Below are 23,261 nucleotides of genomic sequence, written 5' to 3'. Positions count from 1 at the left end.
GGTCCAGCGAGCTGCTCAGCAGCGTGCGGTGCGGGCCGCTGCGAGCAGATCGATGTCCAACGGGGCGCTCTGTCCGGCGGTCGGTGCCTCTCGGAGAGCTTGCAGGACCTCTTCGGCATCGGCATTCGGGGAGATTTCCCGCGAATAGGTGCCCAGTGCCAGGTCGACGGTGTCGTCGGTGCGCGTGTCCTGGATCAGCTCTGCGCACGGTGCGACCAGCCAGACCGTGCTCGCGGCGGCCAGCCCGGCGGAACCGAACCGGATTTGGCCGTGACATTGCATGTTCTGATCGACGTAAACGGGGTCGTTTCCGGCCTGTACATCGGGTGCGCTCGCGAATCCGTAGTCGCCGAGTTGCGCGGCGACGTGTGTGGCTTGTCCACGCTCGCCGTTCGCATTGAACACGCGAACCCGTGTCGCTGCCACCGGCGCGGGTTCCACATCGAGCAACGTCGATCGACCCACCGGCTCGCCGAGCGGCGCGGGCACCGGACCGTCCGGTTCGGTCGCCGCGGTCGGCGGGGCATTGCACGCGACGGTGGTGGCGGCCGGTTCCGACGATGTGAACACCGACACCCACACCACGATCATGATCGTCGCGAGAATCGAGAACAGAACGATGACGGGGGTCCTGCGTCGCCGGACGAACAGCCGGCCGCGCTTGTCCGTCGCACTGCCCTCGGTGATCAGGGAAACCACGCCGCCCTGCCTCTCGTCGTATCGGTGTGGGATGCGGACATCACTGTAGAGGGCGCCGCCGGAGTCGCCGGGTCGGCGCACCGTTCGGCTGCACGCAGGCCGAGGAATGTCTCGAGTCGCTGTGGTGTTGGTGACAATTGATCGTCAATTCGCGTACACGAGCGAAACGGTTGCGAACTTTGCTTCGCCGTCGGCTATTGTTCGGCGGCCCGGTCGTCGAGGGAGGCGGCCACGAGGGTTCGGACAAGGGAGCTCCGGGTATGTCCGAGACCGGGACATCACCGGCGGGAACTTCCCGTGACAGTCGGGCGTTGCCCTGGCCGGAGAGCATTGACAATGTTCGCCGGACGAGCACCTGCACGAGGACTAGAGGTAAGAGGATATGGCGACTGACTACGACGCACCGAGGCGAACCGAAAGCGATGAAGCGTCGGAGGATTCACTCGAGGAACTGAAGGCGCGACGCAACGAGGCGCAGTCTGCGGTCGTAGACGTCGACGAATCGGATACGGCCGAATCGTTCGAGTTGCCCGGAGCGGATCTCTCCGGTGAGGAACTGTCGGTGCGCGTCGTCCCGAAGCAGGCCGACGAGTTCACCTGCTCGAGCTGCTTCCTGGTTCACCACCGGAGCAGGCTCGCGAGCGAAGAGAACGGTGTTCTGATCTGCCGGGACTGCGCGGCCTGACAACACTGGCGACTGGCAGCCTGACAACACTGGCGGTCTGACATCGACGCCGACGAACGGGAGGGCACGCACGGTCCCGGGCGACCGATGGCGTGTCACTTCCGTGTGGCGTCCGCACACCCCACGGCGGCCAGCAGTTCTGCTGGCCGCCTTGTGCTGAACAGCCAGTAGGGGGTCGGGTCGTCCGGGTCGTCCAGTACGACCAGCGCCATCGTGCCCACCCACGGTCGGTGGGCGAGATACGCGGCCGGATCGAGCTGCCTGCCCATAGCCGCGCTCTTCGCGCTGGCCGGGACTACGACGCCGCGAGCGATCACGTCTATGGGCAGGCGGGCGCCGTCGACGACGAGCTCGCCGTCGGCCACCCGGAGTTCCTTCCGCGACGTCCACCACAGGACCCACACCGGAACGGGCAGTAGGACCGCATAGGTCAGCCACTCGGGCAGGCTTCGCGCCGCCATGTTCAATTCTGCGGCGAGCAACGCGGCCACGCCGAGGCCGATGGGCCACCACCACAGTGGCACCCATAGACGTTCGGAGTAGGTCGGGGAACCGGTCGCGCTCTCGGCGGTGGCTCCGGGACGAGATGATTCAGACACGTCGTTCAGAGTAGTCGCCCGCGCGAGTAGTCTCGGTCCACGTGACCGATCTACCAGCCATCCCGCTTCGTCGACTCGACCCCGGGGTACCGGTGCCGCGTCGAGCTCACGCCGCAGACGCCGGCGTCGACCTGTGCGCCACATCCGACGTGACCATCGAACCGGGCAGGCGGGTGCTGGTGGGAACCGGAATAGCATTGGCGCTGCCGATCGGGACAGTCGGGCTCATCCACCCACGATCCGGGTTGGCGGCCAAATTCGGGCTTTCCGTCGTGAACGCTCCCGGCACCGTCGACGCCGGATATCGCGGTGAGATCAAGGTTTGCCTGATCAATCACGATCCGGAGACGCCCATCGCACTGCGGCGCGGAGATCGCATTGCGCAACTCGTGGTCCAGAAGGTCGAACTCGTGGACTTCGTCGAGGTCGACGAACTCGACGACACGACGCGAGGTACCGGTGGTTACGGATCGAGCGGCGGGCACGCCGGCCTCGTCAAGGAAGGTTTGTGACATGTTCGGACGACGCGGGAAGAACCGCACCGGGTCCACACGCGACGATGCCGGGTACGACCAGCCCGACTACGACCACACCGACTACGACCACACCGACTACGACCACACCGACTACGACGAGGCCGATGCCGTATCGGGTACCGGACCGTTCGACATCGACGACATCGGCGAAGACGCGATCGGCACAACCCGACTCGATCTCGGTTCGGTTCTGGTTCCGCTTCCGCCGGGAGGTCAGATCCAGGTTGAAATGGCGCAAACAGGTGCGCCGCAGGCCGTCCATCTGGTGACTCAGCACGGGCGGATCACGGTGACGGCGTATGCGGCACCCAAGTCGCCCGGGCAGTGGCGTGAGGTCGCAGGCGAACTCGCCGACACACTGCGCAACGACCAGGCGGCGGTCAGTATCGAGGACGGTCCGTGGGGTCGCGAACTGCACGGTGTCACTCCGAACGCCGACTTGCGGTTCATCGGTGTGGATGGGTACCGATGGATGATTCGTTGTGTCGTCGCGGGGCCGTCCGGCGCGGCCGCAACAGCAGCGCCGCTGGTCGAGATGGCCCGAGCGGTCGTTGCCGACACGATTGTCCGCCGCGGCACCGATCCGCATCCGGTGCGCACCCCGCTGCCGGTGGTCCTTCCCCAGGTGCTGGCCGAACAGCTGGCTGCGGCCGCTCAGCAACAACAGCAAGCCCAGCAACAACAGCAAGCCCAGCAACAACCAGGCGTGCCGTCACCACCGCAGCGGGTTCCTGGTCAGCATCCGGGTACGCCGGCACCGCCGCCCGCGCCGCGACCACGACGGGGCGAGTCCGGCTCGGCAATGCAGCAGCTCGGCTTCTGAACGCTCACGCCGGCCGAAGCGCCGCTGTCACCTCCGCGAGCGCTTCGGTCAGCAGGGTGGCGTAGCGCTGGGTGTCGGGCATGACATCCGGCGAGGTGATGACTGCCAAAGTGAGGTCGTCACCGAGCCCGAACAGTCCGTGGATGACGGATACCTCCGATGTCAACGGCGGACATCCGGCGCCGAACAGCAGTGGGCGGCCGGCCAGGGTCCATTCGGTGGTGCCGGTGATACGTATGCTCGTCAGCGCCGTGTGCGTGCGGGGCGACGTGCGGGCTCGCAAGAGTCGGCGATTCGTGGCGAGTTCCGCGGGCAGCATGAACGACGGTAGGTCCGCTGCGAAGGTCAAGCGGCGCAGGGTGCCTGCAGTTGCGGCCGCCCGACCCGTTGTCAGTGACCCCTGCACCGCAGCGGCGCGTTCCGGGATCGAGGTGACATCGGGGCGCAGCGCGACATCTGTCCAACCGATGCGGTTGATGCCGAGCGACTCCGGTGCGGCCCCGACTGCGACTGTGGCGAGTGCCGTCAGGTCCGGCGGGCACTGTCCGTCCGTCTCGGCGAGATATCGTTGCAGCGCAACGGAAATCGTGGTGAGTGCGAGTGCGGTCACGGTGAAGCCCTTGGGTAGCGGCCCGACGGAGCCGAGTCGCAGTGCGAGCACCGACCGCCGGTCGCCGGGGTCGCGGTTGATTCCGGTCGAGGTGAGATCCGGTGCCGGTGCCGAATTCTGGCTTTCGACATTCTGGCTTTCAACGGATTTCGTGTTCTCGGCATCCCGCACCGCGGCACGAATCGTGCGTAGGTACCGGACGTACGAGCGGGGGATGCGCGCGATTCCCCGCGCTGCCGCGAGTGCGCGATTGACGTGCGGAGTCACCGGCCCGAGCCCTGGAAAGTGCACGGGTTCGGTACCGGCACCGAAGAAGGCCTCCCACAGAGACAAGACGAGGGGCCCGGAGATCAGCGAGTGGTTGCCCCGGAGTGTCAGCACCGTCGCGGTGGCGGTGGCGCCGGGGACCTCGCGGACGCCGTGAAAGACGTCGATTCGCCAGGCCGTCGTCCGTGCGTCGAGGGGGGCACCCGCGAGTTCCCCGAGCACGTCGAGCATGGCCGGCCAGTCGAGGCCCACCCGATCGTCGTGCACGATCCGCTTGTCGATCGGTAGGTCGTCGGCCGCCCAGTACGCGTGGTCGAGGTGAGCCGGGACCTCGACGTAGCGGCGGTTCAACTCCGCGAAAATCGGCATGCGGTCGCGGAAATGATCGTTGATTTCTTCGGTGGTAGGAGGCGTCTCCGAGGCGGAATCGAAGACCCAGAATTGGAGGGGGTCGAGGTGGTGTCCGTGATCGGCGTCCAGAACGTACGACGCGTCGACCGGTCGGACCTGTGATGTCGTAGTGAGCTGCGATGTCATGGCAATCCGAGGTGTCATAGAAGAATCGAGGGTATCTCGTGGGCCGGACGTGTGGTCGCGCCGTCCCACGCGGACAGGCATGCGGCGCCCAGAACCGCCGGGTCCGCCCCGATGTCGTCGAGAGTCACGGTGGCCAGGGACGCGCGGGGGAGCAGATCGGCCCACTGTCTCGCGACAGCGACGGGATGGACCGCGTCGTCGACTGCCGCGGTGATCCCGACCGGCACCGTGATGCCCGCGAGCACGGCTGCATCGGGGGAGTGGAAGGACGCCGCGTCCTCGAGCGCGGCCGGCAGATCCGGCCACTGGGAGCGCCAGGACCGCGACAGCACCCGACCCAGCCACTCCGGACTGGACTTCACCATCGCCGCGACGACGGGTTCGAGTCCGTGGCTGCGCAGTTCGTGTGCGGTCCACCGGGCGCTGGCCGCAGCGGGCGCATCCTCCGGTGAACCGGTCCATGCCGGGAGCGCCGCCAGGACCCCGAGCGTGGCGGCAGGATGCTGCGCCGCCCAGTGCAGCGCGACCGCCGCCCCGATCGAGATGCCACCGGCGATGATCGCCCCCCCGCGTGCCTCGTGATCGAGCGCGTCGAGGTAGCTGCCCACGAGGCGTCGCGGATCGGGTTCGATCGCCACGACGCGGATGCCGCGGCGCTCGAGCGGAACCCGGAACGCCGCCTCGGCGAATTGCGCGTCGGAACCGGTTCCCGGCAGGACGACGGCCGTCAGTGCCACAGGTCCGCCGTTGGATGCGGGGGGATCGACATCGTGCATGTTTCGATAGTGCCCGAACCGTATTTCGGGGCCGCACACCGGATGTGGTTGTGGGTCCCGATTCGGTCTACAGTGGCTCAGAGACCCCTCGTGCGGAATGTGATCCATGCCGCACCCGTTTCAGGAGCGCTGTTATGGCACCCGCCACCGGTTACTTCCGCCGACTGACCCGCCGGTTGACCGAGGACATCGAGGACATCGATGCCGAGGAGATTGCCGAATCGTCGCAGGCGACCGGGGCGCGCAAGGCGGCCGACTGCCTTCGGGGTGAGGAAGTGACGATGTGCGGTCGGCTGCGCAGCGTCGAGACCTGCTCGAAGGCGGCCAGCGCGACCGTCGAAGCGGAATTGTTCGACGGGACGGACTCGGTCGTACTCGCGTGGATCGGTCGTCGACGGATTCCGGGTATCGAGCCGGGCAAGACGATTCTGGTGCGTGGGAGGCTCGGCAACCGCGCGGGATCGAAGATCATCTACAACCCCTACTACGAGCTGCGCGAGCGGGTCTGAGCGGTCGCGGATACCATCGGTCGCCCTGCGCGGCGTGGGTCCGACGACCGCTCGCACAACTGGGCGACTGACGGGTTGTGGCACCCTCGTAGGAGTGAGCGACAGCAAGCAGCCGACGGTACTCGAGCAACTCGGTGGACTCAGCGGGTTGGTGTCTTCGACGCTGCCCGTCCTGGTCTTCGTCCCGATCAACAGCCTGTGGGGTCTGACCGCGGCGATCTGGTCGGCGATCGGCGTCGCGGTCGCAGTGCTCGTGTGGCGGTTGGCGCAGCGCACCCCGATCCAGCCTGCGGTATCCGGATTCATCGGTGTGGCGGTGTGTGCGTTCATCGCTCACCGGACAGGAGATGCCAAGGGCTATTTCCTGTTCGGGATCTACAGCAGCCTCGTGTACGGCGCGGCGTTCCTCGTATCGGTGCTTGTGCGCTATCCGCTGGTCGGTGTGGTCTGGGGTTTACTCAACGGACACAGCACCGGATGGCGGTCGCACAAGGCCGCGGTGCGCGCGTACGACCTCGCGACCGCCGCGTGGGCGCTGGTGTTCCTGGCCCGCTACCTGGTGCAGAACCATCTCTACGACACCGACCAGACCGGATGGCTCGCCGCCGCCAGGATCGGAATGGGCTGGCCGCTCACGGCCGTGGTGCTGCTGGTGACCCTGTGGGCGGTGCGTCGAGCGGATCGCGTCCTCGAACCGCACCGCACCGAGAACGACGACGAGGACACACCGCTGCCGAGCGGTGAGCAACGCCGGAGCGACGACTGAAAACGGCGGCTACAGGCCGAGTGCCGCGCGCAGTTCGTTTTCGACCTCGACCGATGCGACGAACAGCAGTTCGTCGCCGCCTTCGAGCGGGTCGTCGGGTTGAGGCACGATCACCCGATCGTCCCGCAGGATCGTCACGAGCGCCGCGTCGCGCGGCAGTGCCAGTTTCCGGACCGGCTTTCCTGCGAGCGCGGTCGTGTCCGACAGGGTGATCTCGACGAGGTTGGCGCCCTTGCGCAGCGTCATCAGGCGGACCAGATCGCCGACGGAGACCGCTTCCTCGACGAGGGCGGCGAGCATCCGGGGTGTGGACACCGCGACATCGACGCCCCACGACTCGTCGAACAGCCATTCGTTGCGTGGATCGTTGACGCGGGCCACCACCCGCGACACGGCGAACTCGGTGGTGGCGAGCAAACTGAGGACGAGATTGGCCTTGTCGTCGCCGGTCGCGGCAATCACCACGTCGTAACTGTGAAGTTCGGCGGCCTCGAGCAGGCTCAGTTCGCACGCGTCGGCGTGGACCCACTTCGCATCCGGTACGGACTCGGGCTCGACGTGTTCGATTTTGCGTTCGAGCAGCATGACTTCGTGCTTGTTGCGGATCAGTTCGCGCGCGATCGAGCGCCCGACGGCCCCCGCACCGGCGATCGCCACCTTCATCGGTGTGGTCCTCTCAGTCGTTCTCGGCGGGCGGGTTCGCGGCACGCGCGAGTGCCTCGGCGACGGTGCCGGACACCGCCGCGATGTACACCTGGTCGTCGGCCTGCAGCACGGTCTTGCGGTCGGGCAGCAACCCGGCCCCGAATCGGATGACGAACGCGACCCTGGATCCGGTCTCGGACTCGAGGTCCACGACCTTCCGGCCGACCCACTCCTCGTTGAGGCTCACCTCGGCGACCGCGACCGTCCCGGTGGGGTCGCGCCAGCGGGTGGTCTCGGCATCGCGGACGAGTGAGTGCAGGAACCGGTCCGTCGTCCACGGCACGGTTGCGACGGTCGGTATCCCGAGTCGTTCGTAGACCGCGGCTCGCTTGGCATCGTAGATGCGGGCGACGACCCGGTCGATGCCGAACGTCTCGCGTGCCACCCGGGCGGAGATGATGTTGGAATTGTCACCGGAGGACACCGCGGCGAACGCGTCGGCGCGTTCGATTCCCGCTCGGACGAGAACGTCACGGTCGAAGCCCATGCCGACGATCGTCCGTCCCGGAAAATCCGGACCGAGACGCAGGAACGCGCTCGGATCACGGTCGATGACCGCAACCTCGTTCCCGAGCCGGACGAGTGCTGCGGCGAGCGACGATCCCACTCGTCCGCATCCCATGACCACCACGAACACGTTCGACTCCGTTCCCCGTTCAGCGCTCCACCCGGCACCCTCGATCGTCTACCGGCCTACCGAACCGAAACCGTACCGCCCGGGCGGAGGTTCGCGTGAGTTTCCGGGCGTGTACTCCCGTGTGATCCGGCCATATCGGGCAGCGCGCCGGGTCCGCAGTGCGGCCGTCGTCCGACGGCTTACGCTTTGCGAGTGTCCAAGCTGTCGACCGCCACGAAGCGGTTGTTGTTGGGTAGGCCGTTCCGGAGCGACACGCTCGGTCACACCCTGTTGCCGAAGCGAATCGCTCTGCCGGTTTTCGCGTCGGACGCGCTGTCGTCGGTGGCCTATGCGCCCGAGGAAATCTTCCTCGTCCTGTCGCTCGCGGGAATGTCGGCGTTCGTTTTCGCCCCGTGGATCGGGGTCATGGTCGCGATTGTGCTCGCCGTTGTCGTGGCCAGCTACCGGCAGAACGTGCACGCCTATCCATCCGGCGGTGGCGATTACGAGGTCGCGACGGTCAACCTCGGCCCGACCGCCGGCCTCACCGTAGGCAGCGCCCTGATGGTCGACTATGTCTTGACCGTGGCGGTGTCGATCTCGGCGGCCGCGGCGAACATCGGTTCGGCGGTGCCCTTCGTCGCGCATCACAAGGTCCTGTTCGCGATCACCGCGATCGCGATTCTGACCGCGGTGAACCTGCGCGGGCTGCGTGAGGCAGGCGGCGCGTTCGCGATCCCCACCTACGCCTTCATGGTCGGCATGGTCGTCATGCTCGTCTGGGGTCTGACCCGCATCTTCGTGCTCGGGGATGACCTGCAGGCAGAATCGGCCGGGTTCGAGTTGACGGCCGAGCATTCGGATCTGACGGCGATCGCCTTCGCGTTCCTCATCGCGCGGGCGTTCTCGTCCGGCTGCGCCGCACTGACCGGTGTCGAGGCGATCAGCAATGGCGTACCGGCCTTCCGCAAACCCAAGTCGCGGAACGCGGCGACGACACTGCTGCTTCTCGGCGGGATCGCGGTCACCTTGCTGCTCGGCATCATCGTGCTCGCCGAAAAGGTGGGCATCGTCATCGCCGAAGATCCGGCGAGGCAGTTGCAGGGCGCCCCGGAGGGATACCACCAGAAGACACTGATTGCGCAACTCGCGGAGACGGTGTTCGACGACTTCCCGATCGGCTTCTATCTGATCACCGTCGTCACCGCCCTCATCCTCGTGCTGGCCGCCAACACCGCGTTCAACGGATTCCCGGTACTCGCCTCGGTGCTGGCCCAGGACCGGTATCTGCCGCGCCAGTTGCACACCCGCGGTGATCGCCTCGCGTTCAGCAACGGAATCCTGTTCCTGTCCGGTGTGGCGATCGTGTTCGTGTGGGTGTTCGGTGCCGAGGTCACCCACCTGATCCAGCTGTACATCGTCGGGGTGTTCGTCTCGTTCACACTGAGTCAGACCGGGATGATCCGGCACTGGACCCGGCACCTCGCCACGGAAACCGATCCCGAGCAACGCCGGCGGATGGTGCGGTCCCGGGTGGTCAACACGATCGGCCTGGTCATGACCGCGACCGTCCTGGTCATCGTGCTCATCACGAAGTTCGTTGCCGGCGCGTGGATCGCGATCGTGACGATGGTCGCGATCTTCGGCCTGATGAAGGCGATCCGTAAACACTACGACCGGGTCGCCGAGGAACTCGAGAACACCGAATGGGACGGGGTGCTCCCGAGCCGCACCCATTCGATCGTGCTCGTCTCGAAGCTGCACCATCCGACGATGCGGGCACTCGCCTACGCGCGGGCGACCCGCCCGGACACCCTCGAAGCGGTCACCGTCAATGTCGACGACACGGACACTCGTCAGTTGGTGCGCGAGTGGGCGAACAGCGACATCACCGTGCCGCTCAAGGTCGTCGAATCGCCGTACCGGGAGATCACCCGTCCGGTGCTCGAATATGTCAAGCGGGTTCGGCGCGATTCGCCACGAGACGTGGTGACGGTGTTCATCCCGGAGTATGTCGTCGGACATTGGTGGGAGCAGATCCTGCACAATCAGAGTGCGCTGCGGTTGAAGAGCAGGTTGCTGTTCCAGCCGGGTGTGATGGTGACGAGTGTGCCGTGGCAGTTGCACTCGTCGGCGGGTGTGCGCAAGGAGCGAATCGACTCCGCGCCCGGTGCGGTCCGCCGCGGAATCGACGATCTGGAGGAACAACGGTGAGCCGGCACGAACGTCAGGTCGCGGGTACGGATTGGTCGGGTCGTCGGATCGAGGTGGTTCTCGGCAACCCGGCTCACGGTGGTTCGACCGTCGCGCGATACGAGGGTCGCGTCGTGTTCGTCCGGCACGGGATACCCGGGGAGCGGGTGATCGCGGTCGTCACCGAAGATCGTGGCGGATCGTTCTGTTTCGCCGATGCGGTGCAGATCCTGGAGGCATCGCCCGACCGGGTGAGTCCGGTGTGCCCGATCTCGGGACCGGGAGGTGCCGGTTGCTGCGATCTGTCCCACGCGAGTGTGCCCGCGCAGCAGCGGATCGGTGCGGCGGTTGTGGCGGAACAGTTGCTCAGGCTCGGCGGCGTCGACCGGAAGATCGACGTCGAACTGCTTCCCGGTGGAGAGGCCGACGGTACCCGGTGGCGGAGCCGGGTGCGGCTGGCGGTCGACCGAGCCGGCAATCCGGGTTTCCGCAGGCACCACAGCCACGACGTCGAGACCGATCTCGCGTGCTCGCAGATCGAGGCACGCGCGTATTCCGGGCTGACGGACCGGGTGTGGCAGCCCGGTAGCGAACTGCAGGTGGTTCTGGATGCGGATGGTGACCGGCATGTCGTGGAGATCGCACCCCCGCACGTCTCACGTACGGGCCGGCGCAGTCCCGGTCGCCGTGGCGCGTCGGCGCGGCGCGCGGCAGCGAGTGCGCCGCGTGCCGAAAAGGTGATCGAAGGGTCGGGACGTGTCGTCGAACGGGTCGGGTCGCGGGAGTGGACGCTGTCTGCGACGGGCTTCTGGCAGGCCCATCGGGGTGCCGCCGCGACCTATTCGACGGTTGTGGGGGAGTGGGCCGATGTCTCGGCGGGAGCGACCGCCTGGGATCTGTACGGCGGAGTCGGGGTGTTCGCGGCAGTGCTGGCCGATCAGGTCGGCGAGGCCGGCCGGGTCGATTCGGTGGAGCTGTCGCGCGGGGCAGTCGACGACGGCGCCGCGGCGTTGGCAGATCTGCCACAGGTGCGGTTCCATCACGGCAGGGTCGAGCGCACGGTCGCGGATCTGCCGAGTCCTGAGGTGGTGGTCTTGGATCCGCCACGGGCGGGAGTGGGTCGCGAGGTGATCGAGGCGATCGCGGCGGCGGCACCCCGCCGGATTGTGCATGTCGGTTGTGACGCCGCGTCTTTCGGCCGCGATGTGGGCCGGTATCGGTCCCACGGTTTCGAACTCGCGGATCTGCGGGTGTTCGCGGCCTTTCCGTCGACCCATCATGTGGAGTGTGTGGCACTGTTCACGCGCTGATCGGCGGTGCCGAAGCCCGGCGCGGACCACCCGCGCCGGGTTCGCCCGTTTTGTGGTTAATTGCTTGCAACAATCAACTAATATATAGTTGCATGTCGCAAGCAATTGGTCGGTGTCGAAACGGAGTAGTCGAATGGCTGTTCACCCGGATACCGCGAGCGCGCTCGTCGACGTGATTTTCATGTTGGGCCGCACGATCCGGACCACGATGTCGCACATGGAGGACGAAATCCTGCCCACCGCGCTGATCGGGGTGCTCTTCCTGCTGCGGCGCACCGGCGAATGCCGACCCAGTGAACTCGCCAACGAAATGTGTGTCAGCCAGTCCGCACTGAGCCGTCAGATCGGCGAACTCGTCGAACACGGCTACGTCGAACGCAACCCCGATCCCGACGACAAACGGGCACACCGGGTACGGGTGTCCGACGCCGGCATCGAGGTGCTCCGCGGAGTACGTGACCGCCGCGCAGCCCGGCTGCAAGAGGCGCTCGTCGACTGGGACGAATCCGAAATGGCTGGTGTGCTCCGCATGCTCGGTCGCCTCAACGACACGCTTGCACCCACTCATACCGATAACGCACGAAGGACCGCTTGATGACCACACCAGCAGTTGCGCCGGGAGTGCAACCCGGCGACTCGATGACTCATCGGGAAATTCTCGAGGTACTCGCCGGTCTCCTCGCCGCGCTGTTCACCGCGATGCTCAGCAGCACCATCGTCGCGACGGCGCTGCCCACGATCATCGGCGACTTGCAGGGGAGTCAGACCCAGTACGCGTGGGTCATCACCACCGCTCTGCTCGCGAACGCCGCCAGCACCCCGATCTGGGGCAAGCTCGCCGACCTGTTCAACAAGAAGACACTGGTGCAGTCCGCGATCGTGATCTTCGCCGCCGGGTCGGTACTGGCCGGTCTCGCCCACAACGTGCCGGTTCTGCTCGCCGCACGCGTCGTCCAGGGCTTGGGGATGGGCGGCCTGACCGCGCTCGTCGTCGCGATCATCGGCACGATCATCCCGCCGCGCGACCGCGGCCGGTACTCGGGATACATGGGTGCCGTCATGGCGGTCGCGATGTCCGGCGGGCCGATCCTCGGCGGCGTCATCGTCGACAGCCCGCTCGGTTGGCGCTGGTGCTTCTACGTGTGCGTGCCGATCGCGGTGCTGTCGCTGGTGCTGCTGCAGCGCACCCTGCACGTGACCACCGAACGCAAGAGCGACGTGCGCATCGACTGGCTCGGCGCGACCCTGCTCACCGCCGGTGTCAGCGTCCTGCTCGTGTGGGTCTCGTTCGCGGGCTCGAGCTTCGCGTGGGTCTCCACCGAATCGGCTGTGTATGTACTGGTCGGCCTCGCACTGCTCGTCGCCACCGTGATCGTCGAATCCAAGGTCGCAGACCCGGTCATACCGCTGAAGATCATCACCGAGCGCACCACCGGCCTCGCGATCATCGCGTCCATCGCCGTCGGTATCGGACTGTTCGGTGCCACGACCTTCCTCGGCCAGTACTTCCAGACCGCGCGCGGGTTCAGCCCCACCGAAGCGGGCCTGCTGACCATCCCGATGGTCCTGGGCACACTCGTCTCCTCCGTCGTTTCCGGTCAGTTGATCACCCGGTTCGGTGAATGGAAGGCGTTCCTCGTCGGCGGTGCCATCCTGCAGTTCGTCGGATTCGCGTTGCTGGGCACCATCGACCACGCCACGTCGTTGTGGTTGATCGGTCTGTACATCGCGATCATCGGCCTCGGCACCGGCATGCTCATGCAGAATCTGGTGCTCGCGGTCCAGAACACCGTCAGCGTGCGCAACATCGGTGCCGCCAGTAGCTCGGTCGCGTTCTTCCGTACCTTCGGCGGAGCTATCGGAGTGTCCGTCCTCGGCTCCATCCTCGCCAGCCGGGTTGCCACCTTGTCGGCGGAGGGATTCGCGAAACTCGGAATCGACGCAGGCGGGGGAACGGGTGGAGGCAACCTCGACCTCGGGGCGATGCCCGAACCGGTCGCGGCGATCATCCGCGCCGCCTACGGAGACGCCACGGGACGGTTGTTCCTCGTTGCCGCCGCATTCGCGGTCGTGACGCTCGTCGCGGTGGTGTTCATCCCGAAGCGCACACTGCGAACCACCATCGACATTGTTCCCGAGGAGAAGGAACCGGTCACGGTCTCCTGAGATGCGGCCGGCACACCTTCGGACACGGACCGTCGGGCTTACCCTGTGAGGAAACTCACGAATGCGCCCCGATGAGGCGATAGCCTCGATGTGAGACCCGCCGTGGGGGAGGTGTGAGGGTAGGAGTGCTCCGCGTGCTCCGTAGACTGAGTGGAACTGCTTGCGCGGTGTCGCGCGAGTCGAGTCGGAGGGAGCAGAACCAGTTGGGTGTCCTTTCCCGCATCCAGTCGCCCGAGGACGTACGGCGCCTCACGCCCGTCGAAGTGAAGGAACTTGCCGGCGAGATCCGTCGATTCCTCGTCGAGAAGGTCTCCGCTACCGGTGGGCACCTCGGCCCGAACCTCGGTGTTGTCGAACTGACCCTCGCCGTGCATCGCATCTTCGATTCGCCGCACGATCCGATCCTGTTCGATACCGGACATCAGGCGTATGTGCACAAGATCCTCACCGGCCGGGCCGACCGATTCGACACGTTGCGCCAGCAAGGCGGCCTGTCGGGCTATCCGTGTCGCGCCGAAAGCGAACACGACTGGGTCGAGTCGTCGCACGCGTCGGCGGCCCTGTCCTATGCGGACGGCCTGGCCAAGGCGTATGCGCTCACTGGGCAGCGCGACCGCACCGTTGTCGCGGTCGTCGGTGACGGCGCCCTCACCGGCGGTATGTGTTGGGAGGCGCTCAACAACATCGCCGCGGGCAAGGACCGGTCGGTGGTGATCGTCGTCAACGACAACGGCCGCTCCTACGCACCGACGATCGGCGGCCTCGCCGATCACCTCGCCGCCCTGCGGATGCAGCCCGGCTACGAGAAGATTCTGGACAACAGTCGACGCTTCGTGAAGAAGTTGCCGTGGATCGGCCCGGCCGCATACTCGGTGCTGCACGGGATGAAGGCCGGAATCAAGGACGCGGTCAGCCCTCAGGTGCTGTTCACCGATCTCGGCATCAAGTATCTCGGACCTGTCGACGGCCACGACGAATTCGCGCTGGAGGGCGCGTTGCGTCGTGCGAAGGCGTACGGGGGACCGGTGCTCGTCCACGCGGTCACTCGTAAGGGCGCCGGGTACGCGCCGGCCGAGAACCACGAAGCCGATCAGATGCATGCGACCGGAGTCATGGATCCACTCACCGGTCGGTCGACTTCGCTGGTGACGGCGCCGGATTGGACGTCGGTGTTCTCCGACGAACTGATCGCGCGGGCGCAGGACCGTCGCGATATCGTCGCGATCACCGCTGCGATGGCCGGACCCACGGGCCTTGCGAAGTTCGGGGAACGCTTCCCCGACCGAATGTTCGATGTCGGTATCGCCGAGCAGCACGCGGTCACCTCCGCGGCGGGTCTCGCGCTGGGGGGAATGCACCCGGTCGTCGCGGTGTACTCGACGTTCCTCAATCGGGCGTTCGACCAGTTGCTCATGGACGTGGCCCTGCTGAAACTGCCGGTCACCCTGGTGCTCGACCGCGCGGGCATCACTGGTTCCGACGGTGCCAGCCACAACGGCATGTGGGATTTCTCCCTTCTGGGAATCGTGCCGGGAATTCGCGTGGCCGCACCCCGCGACGGCGCAACACTGCGGGAGCAACTCGGTGAGGCGCTCGCGATCGACGACGGGCCGACCGCCCTGAGATTCCCGAAAGGCGCAGTCGGGGAGGATATCCCGGCGCTCGAACGTCTCGACGGCACCGTCGACGTGTTGCGGATCCCGGAGGATCGCAGGGGTGACGTACTGCTCGTGGCGGTCGGCGCGTTCGCTGGACTGGCACTCGACACTGCCGAACGGCTCGCGCAACAGGGCATCACCGCGGCCGTCGTCGATCCGCGGTGGGTGCTGCCGGTGCCGGCCGCGGTGACCGAACTCGCCCGCGCGTTCCGTGTCGTCGTCACCGTGGAGGACAGCGGCGTGCACGGTGGTGTCGGTTCCGCGGTTGCGGCGGCACTCAGCGATGCCGACATCGACGTGCCCACCAGGGAACTCGGTGTGCCGCAGCGGTTCCTCGATCACGCCTCGCGCGGCCAGATCCACCAGGAGCTCGGACTGACCGCACAGGACGTTGCTCGTCGCGTCACGGGATGGGTCGCCGGTCTCGATGCCACCGAACCCGCGAATCCGACGGAATCGGTCGAGGAGCGCAAGCGCGGCGTCGGCTGATTCAGGGCAATAGCTGATTCAGGGCAACAGCTGATTCAGGGGCAATGCGGTCGGTCCCCGGGCAATTACCCGGGGACAGACCGCGTATCGGGATCGTTGCAGTTCCTGGACCACCGCGGTGTCAGGTGTGCATGTCCTCGAGTTCCATGCCCTTCGTTTCCGGGATCTTCGCGCGGACGAAGAAGAACGACAAGAGTGCGAACAGGGCGAACAGGCTGTAGAGGAACCACAATCCGACCGTGCTCGTCAGAGGCGGGAACGCCAGGGTGACAGTGAAATTCGCGATCCAGTTCGCAGCCGTGCTCAAGCCCAGAGCGACCGCCCGCATCCTATTGGGGAACATTTCGCCGAGCATCACCCACATGATCGGCCCCCACGTGGCAGCGAAGAACACCACGAACATGTTGGCGCCCACGAGCGCGACTGCGCCCCACGGATCGGGCAGTTCGACGTTGTCGCCCTCGCCGACGGCCTGCGAGAACGCGATGGCGGCGAGGAGCAAGCTCACGAACATCCCGATCGAGCCGATCATGAGCAGAATGCGACGGCCGATACGGTCGACGAACAGGATTGCCACGAACGTCATCGCCACGTTGATGACCGAGGTGATCACCGAGGTCGTGAACGACTGGTTTTCGGTGAACCCCACAGACTTCCACAGTGTGGTCGAGTAGTAGAAGATCGCGTTGATACCGACGAACTGCTGGAAGATCGCCATGATGATGCCGACCCACACCAGCGGTTGTAATCCGAATCGGGGACCTCGGATGTCGCCGAACGAGCTGGTGGATTCGCGACGGAGGGTCAGCCGGATCTCGTGAACGCGTTCATCCGGACGGAGTTCACCGGTGATGTTGGCGAGGACCTGCGCGGCCTCCCGGTCCAGGTTCTTGCCCACGAGGTAACGCGGTGACTCCGGAATCAGCAGCGCCAGAATTCCGTACACGAGCGCGGGGATCACGCCGACGAGGAACATCCAGCGCCACGCCTCGAGCCCCCACCACAGGTCGTTCGACGGGCCGCCGGCGGCGTTCTGCAACACCGCGTCGGACAGCAACGCCGAGAAGATGCCGACAGTGATGGCAAGCTGCTGCAGTGAGGCCAGGCTCCCGCGGTAACGCGCCGGTGCGATCTCCGAGATGTAGGTCGGTGCGATCACCGAGGCGATGCCGATGCCGATGCCACCGATGACACGCCACAGCATCAGATCCGGCACGCTGAACGCGAATCCGGACCCGACCGACGAGATGGTGAACAGCGCCGAGCCGAGCAGCATCACCTTCTTGCGGCCCCACCGGTCGGCGAGGGCACCGGCGAACCAGGCACCGACGGCACATCCCAGCAGGGCGACCGCGACAACGAATCCGGTGAAGAAGTCGCCGAGCCCGAAGTTGCCCTGGATCGAGTCGACCGCACCGTTGATGACGGAACTGTCGAAACCGAACAGGAATCCACCGACCGCCGCGGCGACCGTCACGGCGATGACCTTGGCCGCGTGCCCGCCGGAAGGCTGTGTCACATCGGAAGGTTGTGTCATCGCGCACCTACCGTCATCGCGCACCTACCGTCATCGCGCACCTGCTTTCGTCGGGCATCGCTGCCGCGCTTGTGCAAGACGAATGTCACGCTACGCCCGACAGGCTCGCTCCCACGGCGGATTACGCAACGACGGCGCATCACCGCGGGGTGATGCGCCGTCGTCGGGCGGTGCGGGCAGCGTCAGACGCTGGCAATCCCCGGCTCGAGGAAACGCTTGCCGTTCACGGCTTCCGAGGTTCCGGTGCGGTCCAGGTACGGGGTGATGCCGCCGTTCCAGAACGCGAATCCACCGCCGAGGATCAGACACAGGTCGATGTCCTCGGGGGCTGCGACCACGCCCTCCTCCAGCATGATGCGGATCTCCTCGGCGAACGCGCGGCGAGTGCGGTCCAGCACCTCGTCGGCGGTCGAGGGCTTGTCACCCTGCGGCCACAGTGCAGCGACCTCAGGGTCGACGACCTGACCGTTTTCGCCGTAGGTCCACACACCGGGTTTGCGGGCATCGACGAGTGCCGACAGGCCGGGCGACGGGGTGAACCGGTCCGGGTAGGCGGCCTGCAGTGTCTCGCCGGTGTGCAGCGCGATTGCCGGTCCGACGAGCGCGAGCAGCGTGAACGGGCTCATCGGCATACCGAGCGGTGCGACCGCGTTGTCGGCCACGTCGAACGGGGTACCCTCGTCGACCGCGGAGATGACCTCACCGAGGGTGCGGGTGACGAGGCGGTTGAACACGAAGCCCGGCTTGTCGCCGCACAGCACCGCCGACTTGCGCAGCGACTTCGCGGTCGCGAAGGCCGTTGCGAGAGTAGCGTCGTCGGTCTGCTCACCCTTGATGATCTCGAGCAGCGGCAGCACCGCGACCGGGTTGAAGAAGTGGAAGCCCACGACCCGCTCCGGGTGCTGCAGATCCGAGGCCATCTCGGTGATCGACAGCGACGAGGTGTTGGTCGCGAGGATCGTCTCGGGAGTGATGTGCTGCTCGAGTTCGGCGAACACGTTCTTCTTGACGTCCATGTTCTCGAAGACGGCTTCGATAACGAAGTCGGTCTTCGCGAAGGCGGCCTTGTCGAGCGATCCGGACACCAGTGCCTTGAGACGGTTGGCGGCGTCCGGCGACAGCCTGCCCTTGCCTGCCAGCTTGTCGATTTCGGCGTGGACGTAGCCGACGCCCTTGTCGATACGCTCGGAGTCGATGTCGGTCAGGATGACCGGCACCTTCAGTTGCTTGACGAACAGCAGCGCGAGCTGGCTGGCCATGAGGCCGGCGCCGACGATACCGACGCCGGTGATCTTGCGGGCCAGCGACTTGTCGGGTGCCCCGGCCGGGCGCTTGGCACGCTTGTTGACCAGGTCGAACGAGTACAGTCCGGCGCGCAGTTCGTCGGAGAGCACCAGGTCGGCGAGTGCCTCGTCCTCGGCGGCGAATCCGGCCGCGAGTGAGGCGGCGTCGGAGATGTCGGTGCCGCGGGCGGTCTCGAGCAGTTCGATCGCGAGGTTCGCGGCGGGCGCGAAACCACGGGTCTTGCCGGCAACGAGGGCCTTGGCACGACCGATCGCGGCATCCCAGCCGGCACCGCGGTCGATCTCCGGGCGGGCCGGGGTGATCTCGCCCGCCAGAACCTCGGCGACCCACCGCAGGGACTGTTCGAGGAAATCGGCGGAACCGAAGACGACGTCCGCGTAGCCGAGTTGCGCGGCCTGCTTCGCCCGGATGGTGCGCCCGTTGTTGAGCGGGTTCTCCAGGATCAGCGTGACGGCGTTGTCCGGGCCGATGATGTTCGGCAGGAGCTGGGTGCCGCCCCACGCCGGGACCAGGCCGAGCATGACCTCGGGCAGGCCGAGTGCGGGCACGTTGTCGGCGACGGTGCGGTAGTGGCAGTGTAGGCCGACTTCGAGGCCGCCGCCGAGGGCGAGCCCGCCCACGAATGCGAACGTCGGGATCTGCGAGGTGCGCAGCCGGCCGAACACCCGGTGGCCGAGCTGCCCGAGTTCGAGTCCCTGCTCGCGGGTGGTCACGGCCGGGACACCCTTGAGATCGGCGCCCGCCGCGAAGATGAACGGCTTACCGGTGACGGCGATCGCGGCCGGGTTCGCGGCGAACGCTTCGTCGAGCGCGGCGTCGAACGCGAGCAGGCCCTTGGGGCCGAACGAGTTCGGTTTGGTGTGGTCGAAGCCGTTGTCGAGGGTGATCAGCGCGACCTTGCCCTCGATACCCGGCACCGACACGAGCTTCGTGTACGCGTTGGTGACGACCTCGTCGGCGAAAGCTGTTGAGATGTCGGTCATGTCAGATTCCCGCCTGGTAGTCAGCGTGGTTGGGGTTCTCCCAGATGACGGTGCCGCCCATGCCGAGACCGATGCACATCGTGGTCAGGCCGTAGCGGACGTCCGGGTTCTGCGCGAATTGACGCGAGAGCTGCGTCATCAGGCGCACACCGGAGGAGGCGAGCGGGTGACCGCACGCGATGGCGCCGCCCCACAGGTTGACCCGCGGGTCGTCGTCGGCGATGCCGAAGTGCTCGAGGAACGCGAGAACCTGCACGGCGAACGCCTCGTTGATCTCGAACAGGCCGATGTCCTCGATCGTCAGGCCGGTGCGGGCGAGCAGCTTCTCGGTCGCCGGGACCGGGCCGATGCCCATGACGGCGGGGTCGACGCCCTGGAAGGCGAACCCGACCATCCGCATGCCGACCGGCAGACCCAGTTCGGCGGCGGTGTCCTCGCCGGCGAGGATGCACGCGGTCGCGCCGTCGTTGAGGCCGGCGGCGTTGCCCGCGGAGATCCGGCCCGCGGTGCGGAACGGGGTCTTGAGTTGTGCCAGATCCTCGACCGTGGTGCCGGGGCGCGGCGGCTCGTCCTCGGTGGCCAAACCCCAGCCGGCGGCAGACCGGGTAGCGACGGGCGTCAGGGTGTCGGCGATGAAGCCGGCCTTCTTCGCCGCGTCGTACTTGTTCTGGGAGGCGACGGCGTAGGCGTCGGTGCGGTCCTTGGTGATCGACGGGAACCGGTCGTGCAGGTTCTCGGCGGTGTTTCCCATGACCAGCGCGCTGGGGTCGACGAGCTTGTCGGCGAGGAATCGGGGGTTCGGGTCGGCGCCCTCACCCATCGGGTGCCTACCCATGTGCTCGACACCGCCGGCGATGACGACGTCGTACTGACCGAAGCCGATCCCGGACGCGGTGGTGGTCACGGCGGTCATCGCGCCGGCGCACATGCGGTCGATCGCGAAGCCGGGAACCGTCTCGGGCAGACCCGCGAGAATCGCCGACGTGCGGCCGATGGTCAAGCCCTGGTCGCCGGTCTGGGTGGTGGCCGCGATGGCAACCTCGTCGACGCGCTCGGGCGGAAGCTGCGGGTTGCGACGCAGCAACTCGCGGATCGCCTTGACGACGAGGTCGTCGGCGCGGGTCTCGGCGTAGATGCCCTTCGCCCCGGCCTTACCGAACGGGGTGCGGATGCCGTCGACGAAGACGACACTGCGTTGGGTCGATGTGGTTGGAGCCACGGAAGATTCCTCCTGATGGAGCGATGCTCTCGTCTCGTCACAGTCCGCGACGAGCGGGTCGGTTCCGGATCGTGGGCGGTCCGACACCCTCGGAGCCTACTCGTCGTTACCGCCGGGTAACTTATCACCTCCGCCGCAGGACGGTGGCGTCGTTGCGGCCTTGTGATCGGATAGTGTCGATCACGTCACTCTGTACCGACCCTCTGTGTCGACCGAGCTTCGGGCAGTGCCACGGACCGCTGCGGCGAGAGCCTGAGCACCGTGTCGTCCCGGTCAGGTCGTCCGGGTCAGGCCGTCAGGACTTTCGCCAGTCTCGGTGCCACGAGTTCGCGCTGCCACGACCGGGCACCACCGTCGGCGAACCGCGTCGCGATGTAGTCGGTCGTGTCGATACCGGGTGCAGGATCCCAATCCCAGCACAACCGCCGCACGAGTTCCGGGCCGACCAGGTTCTCGACCGGAACGTGCACGGTCTCGCTGATCGCGGTCATCTCCGCGCGGGCGGCGGTCAGCCGAGCCGCCGCCTCCGGATGATGGCGCGACCACCGGCTCGCCGGCGGGGGGCCGGTCAACGGCTGGGTGAGCGGCGGCAGCTCGGACTTGGGCAGCGCCCGGGCACGCTCGATCGCGGACAGCCACGTTCGGGAGAGTCGCCGCTGCCGCGGTCCGCCGAACACCGGCAGCACCCGCAGGTCCTCGGCGCTCCGCGGATCGGCCTCGGCGGCCGCGATGATCGCGGAATCGGGGAGTACGCGGCTGGGTGCGATGTCGCGGCGTGCGGCCATCTCGTCGCGGGTCGTCCACAGTTCCCGCACGATCGCGAGGCGCCTGGGGTCCTTGACGGTGTGGATCTTCGACGTGCGCCGCCAGCGGTCGGGCTTCGGCGCGGGCGGTCCTGCGGACCGTACGTGTTCGAACTCTTCGGCGGCCCACGCGGACTTTCCCTGCCGTTCGAGTTCGTCGGCCATCGCGTCGCGTAGCTCGACGAGAATTTCCACGTCGAGCGCCGCGTAGTTGAGCCACGACTCGGGCAACGGCCGGGTCGACCAGTCCGCGGCACCGTGGCCCTTGCGCAACTCGAATCCGAGCATGCGTTCGACGATCGCGGCGAGCCCGACCCGGTCGAATCCGGCGAGCCTGCCGGCCAGTTCGGTGTCGTACACCGACTTGGGCCGCAGACCCAGTTCGGACAGGCACGGCAGGTCCTGATCCGCGGAGTGCAGTACCCATTCGAGCGGATTGATCACCTCGGCCAGCGGCCCCAGGTCGCCGGGCATCGGGATCGGGTCGACAAGGATGCTTCCGGCTCCGGCCCGGCGGAATTGCAGCAGATACGCCCGGTTCGAGTAGCGGAAACCGGAGGCGCGCTCGGCGTCGACGGCGAGGGGGCCGGAACCGGCGGCCAGTCGGGCTGCGGCGTCGACGACCATGCGTGGGCAGTCGACGACCTCGGGCAACCCGTCCGACGGCGTGAGCAGCGGCACGGTGGCGGGTGCGGGGGAATCGGGGTCCGTCGGTGGATTCGCCATGGTCACCGACTCTACGTCGCGCCGGCGCCGATCCGTTCGAGGCCACCGGGCGGAACGTGGAACAGTGAACGGACAAGTGTCCAGAAATGGTGTGCGCGAACCCGAGCCTCGGCTATTCTAGAACACGTTTCAATTACTCGGGATGTACGGAGGGGACCGCTTCATGGCCACATGGGGAAATATTGCGCCGGTCGGCGCTCTGCCGCCGGGTCGGGATGTGGAGATCCCGGGTCGCGGCACGGCGCACGTGATCGACACCGGTCCCGAGAGTGCGACCGCTCGCCCCACCGTGATCCTGCTGCACGCACTCGGCTGCACCGCCGCGCTGACCTGGTACCCGGTGATCGATCTGCTGGCAGCGAAGGGCCGGGTGGTCGCCTTCGATCAGCGCTGGCACGGCAGGGGGATCCGATCGGACCGCTTCACCCTGGAGGACTGCGCCGACGACATCGTGGCCTTGGCCGACGTGCTCGAACTCGACCGGTTCGTCGTCGTCGGCTACTCGATGGGGTCGCTGGTCTCGCAGCTCGCCGCCCGCGCCCACCCCGACCGGGTGGCCGGGATGGTGCTGTGCGCCGGGACCACGGCCTTCAAGCGGACACCGCGCGAGCGGATCGCGCTCGAGACCCTCAATGTCTACATGAATCGGCTCCGGCCCGGTGCCGGGCCGCTGCCGCCCGCAGCCGCGGACCCGGACGGGCGGCACCGGGAATGGGCACTGCGGGAGTTCCGCAGCACCACCCC

21 protein-coding genes are annotated in these 23,261 nt (G+C 67.0%); 11 read left to right on the top strand and 10 right to left on the bottom strand.

Going from position 1 to position 23,261, the window contains the following annotated elements:
- Positions 1-15: 15 nt before the first annotated feature.
- Entirely contained in the window at positions 16-699 is a 684-nt protein-coding gene (cei, locus tag WAX14_RS05700; protein ID WP_422627148.1) for an envelope integrity protein Cei, read from the bottom strand.
- A 382-nt stretch (positions 700-1,081) separates the two neighbouring features.
- Here cei and WAX14_RS05695 point away from each other — a divergent pair, with 382 nt between their 5' ends.
- On the top strand, positions 1,082-1,384 hold the full coding sequence (locus tag WAX14_RS05695; RefSeq protein ID WP_422627118.1) for a DUF4193 domain-containing protein: 303 nt from the start codon (positions 1,082-1,084) through the stop codon (positions 1,382-1,384).
- Between the two features lie 95 nt (positions 1,385-1,479).
- On the opposite strand, the gene WAX14_RS05690 is transcribed toward WAX14_RS05695, so the two are convergent.
- Positions 1,480-1,983 carry a DUF3093 domain-containing protein gene (locus WAX14_RS05690; RefSeq protein WP_422627117.1) on the bottom strand — a complete coding sequence of 168 codons (504 nt, stop codon included), beginning with the start codon at positions 1,981-1,983 and terminating at the stop codon, positions 1,480-1,482.
- A 41-nt stretch (positions 1,984-2,024) separates the two neighbouring features.
- On the opposite strand from WAX14_RS05690, the gene dut reads away from it, so the two are divergent.
- On the top strand, positions 2,025-2,495 hold the full coding sequence (gene dut / locus WAX14_RS05685; protein WP_422627116.1) for a dUTP diphosphatase: 471 nt from the start codon (positions 2,025-2,027) through the stop codon (positions 2,493-2,495).
- Position 2,496: 1 nt separating this feature from the next.
- Positions 2,497-3,342, top strand: coding sequence for a DUF3710 domain-containing protein (locus tag WAX14_RS05680; protein WP_422627115.1), 846 nt, complete (start codon positions 2,497-2,499; stop codon positions 3,340-3,342).
- 4 nt (positions 3,343-3,346) lie between these two features.
- Here WAX14_RS05680 and WAX14_RS05675 read toward each other — a convergent pair whose 3' ends face one another.
- The gene (locus tag WAX14_RS05675) at positions 3,347-4,756 is read right to left on the bottom strand and encodes a wax ester/triacylglycerol synthase domain-containing protein (protein WP_422627114.1); all 1,410 of its coding nucleotides are present in this window, start codon (positions 4,754-4,756) and stop codon (positions 3,347-3,349) included.
- A gap of 14 nt (positions 4,757-4,770) precedes the next feature.
- A complete protein-coding gene (locus tag WAX14_RS05670; protein ID WP_422627113.1) occupies positions 4,771-5,532 on the bottom strand; it encodes an alpha/beta fold hydrolase in 762 nt (253 codons plus the stop codon).
- A 134-nt stretch (positions 5,533-5,666) separates the two neighbouring features.
- On the opposite strand from WAX14_RS05670, the gene WAX14_RS05665 reads away from it, so the two are divergent.
- Both WAX14_RS05665 and WAX14_RS05660 read left to right on the top strand, forming a co-directional pair.
- A complete protein-coding gene (locus WAX14_RS05665; protein ID WP_422627112.1) occupies positions 5,667-6,041 on the top strand; it encodes an OB-fold nucleic acid binding domain-containing protein in 375 nt (124 codons plus the stop codon).
- A gap of 94 nt (positions 6,042-6,135) precedes the next feature.
- Positions 6,136-6,807, top strand: a complete 672-nt coding sequence (locus WAX14_RS05660; RefSeq protein ID WP_422627111.1) for a DUF3159 domain-containing protein — start codon at positions 6,136-6,138, stop codon at positions 6,805-6,807.
- 9 nt (positions 6,808-6,816) lie between these two features.
- Here the strand turns inward: WAX14_RS05660 and WAX14_RS05655 are convergent, their stop codons facing one another.
- Both WAX14_RS05655 and WAX14_RS05650 read right to left on the bottom strand, forming a co-directional pair.
- A complete protein-coding gene (locus WAX14_RS05655) occupies positions 6,817-7,470 on the bottom strand; it encodes a potassium channel family protein (RefSeq protein ID WP_422627110.1) in 654 nt (217 codons plus the stop codon).
- 13 nt (positions 7,471-7,483) lie between these two features.
- Positions 7,484-8,149 (bottom strand): potassium channel family protein, encoded by a 666-nt coding sequence (locus WAX14_RS05650; RefSeq protein ID WP_422627109.1) that lies wholly within the window; start codon positions 8,147-8,149, stop codon positions 7,484-7,486.
- Positions 8,150-8,341: 192 nt separating this feature from the next.
- Here WAX14_RS05650 and WAX14_RS05645 point away from each other — a divergent pair, with 192 nt between their 5' ends.
- From WAX14_RS05645 to dxs, 5 genes are all read left to right on the top strand, one after another.
- Positions 8,342-10,342 (top strand): APC family permease, encoded by a 2,001-nt coding sequence (locus WAX14_RS05645; protein ID WP_422627108.1) that lies wholly within the window; start codon positions 8,342-8,344, stop codon positions 10,340-10,342.
- Positions 10,339-11,631 carry a class I SAM-dependent RNA methyltransferase gene (locus WAX14_RS05640; RefSeq protein WP_422627107.1) on the top strand — a complete coding sequence of 431 codons (1,293 nt, stop codon included), beginning with the start codon at positions 10,339-10,341 and terminating at the stop codon, positions 11,629-11,631. Before WAX14_RS05645 ends, WAX14_RS05640 begins: the two co-directional genes overlap by 4 nt.
- Positions 11,632-11,764: 133 nt before the next feature.
- Complete coding sequence (locus WAX14_RS05635; RefSeq protein ID WP_422627106.1) at positions 11,765-12,226, top strand: MarR family winged helix-turn-helix transcriptional regulator; 462 nt, start codon at positions 11,765-11,767, stop codon at positions 12,224-12,226.
- Positions 12,226-13,797: an MDR family MFS transporter gene (locus tag WAX14_RS05630; RefSeq protein ID WP_422627105.1), complete on the top strand. Its 1,572-nt coding sequence runs from the start codon at positions 12,226-12,228 to the stop codon at positions 13,795-13,797. The genes WAX14_RS05635 and WAX14_RS05630 overlap by 1 nt, the downstream gene beginning before the upstream one ends.
- 203 nt (positions 13,798-14,000) lie before the next feature.
- Complete coding sequence (gene dxs / locus WAX14_RS05625) at positions 14,001-15,944, top strand: 1-deoxy-D-xylulose-5-phosphate synthase (RefSeq protein WP_422627104.1); 1,944 nt, start codon at positions 14,001-14,003, stop codon at positions 15,942-15,944.
- Between the two features lie 121 nt (positions 15,945-16,065).
- Here the strand turns inward: dxs and WAX14_RS05620 are convergent, their stop codons facing one another.
- From WAX14_RS05620 to WAX14_RS05605, 4 genes are all read right to left on the bottom strand, one after another.
- Entirely contained in the window at positions 16,066-17,463 is a 1,398-nt protein-coding gene (locus WAX14_RS05620) for a sugar porter family MFS transporter (protein ID WP_422627103.1), read from the bottom strand.
- 200 nt (positions 17,464-17,663) lie between these two features.
- The gene (locus WAX14_RS05615; protein ID WP_422627102.1) at positions 17,664-19,769 is read right to left on the bottom strand and encodes a 3-hydroxyacyl-CoA dehydrogenase NAD-binding domain-containing protein; all 2,106 of its coding nucleotides are present in this window, start codon (positions 19,767-19,769) and stop codon (positions 17,664-17,666) included.
- Position 19,770: 1 nt separating this feature from the next.
- Positions 19,771-20,988 (bottom strand): thiolase family protein, encoded by a 1,218-nt coding sequence (locus tag WAX14_RS05610; RefSeq protein WP_422627101.1) that lies wholly within the window; start codon positions 20,986-20,988, stop codon positions 19,771-19,773.
- A 287-nt stretch (positions 20,989-21,275) separates the two neighbouring features.
- Positions 21,276-22,517, bottom strand: a complete 1,242-nt coding sequence (locus WAX14_RS05605; RefSeq protein WP_422627100.1) for an HRDC domain-containing protein — start codon at positions 22,515-22,517, stop codon at positions 21,276-21,278.
- Positions 22,518-22,680: 163 nt separating this feature from the next.
- Here WAX14_RS05605 and WAX14_RS05600 point away from each other — a divergent pair.
- Positions 22,681-23,261: alpha/beta fold hydrolase (locus tag WAX14_RS05600; protein ID WP_422627099.1), on the top strand; the 581-nt coding region annotated here is incomplete at its 3' end.

This window comes from Rhodococcus sp. (in: high G+C Gram-positive bacteria), from assembly GCF_049299235.1.
GTDB lineage: Bacteria > Actinomycetota > Actinomycetes > Mycobacteriales > Mycobacteriaceae > Rhodococcus.
Note: the sequence above shows the minus strand (reverse complement) of the source record. Positions and strands in the feature narration are given on the sequence as shown.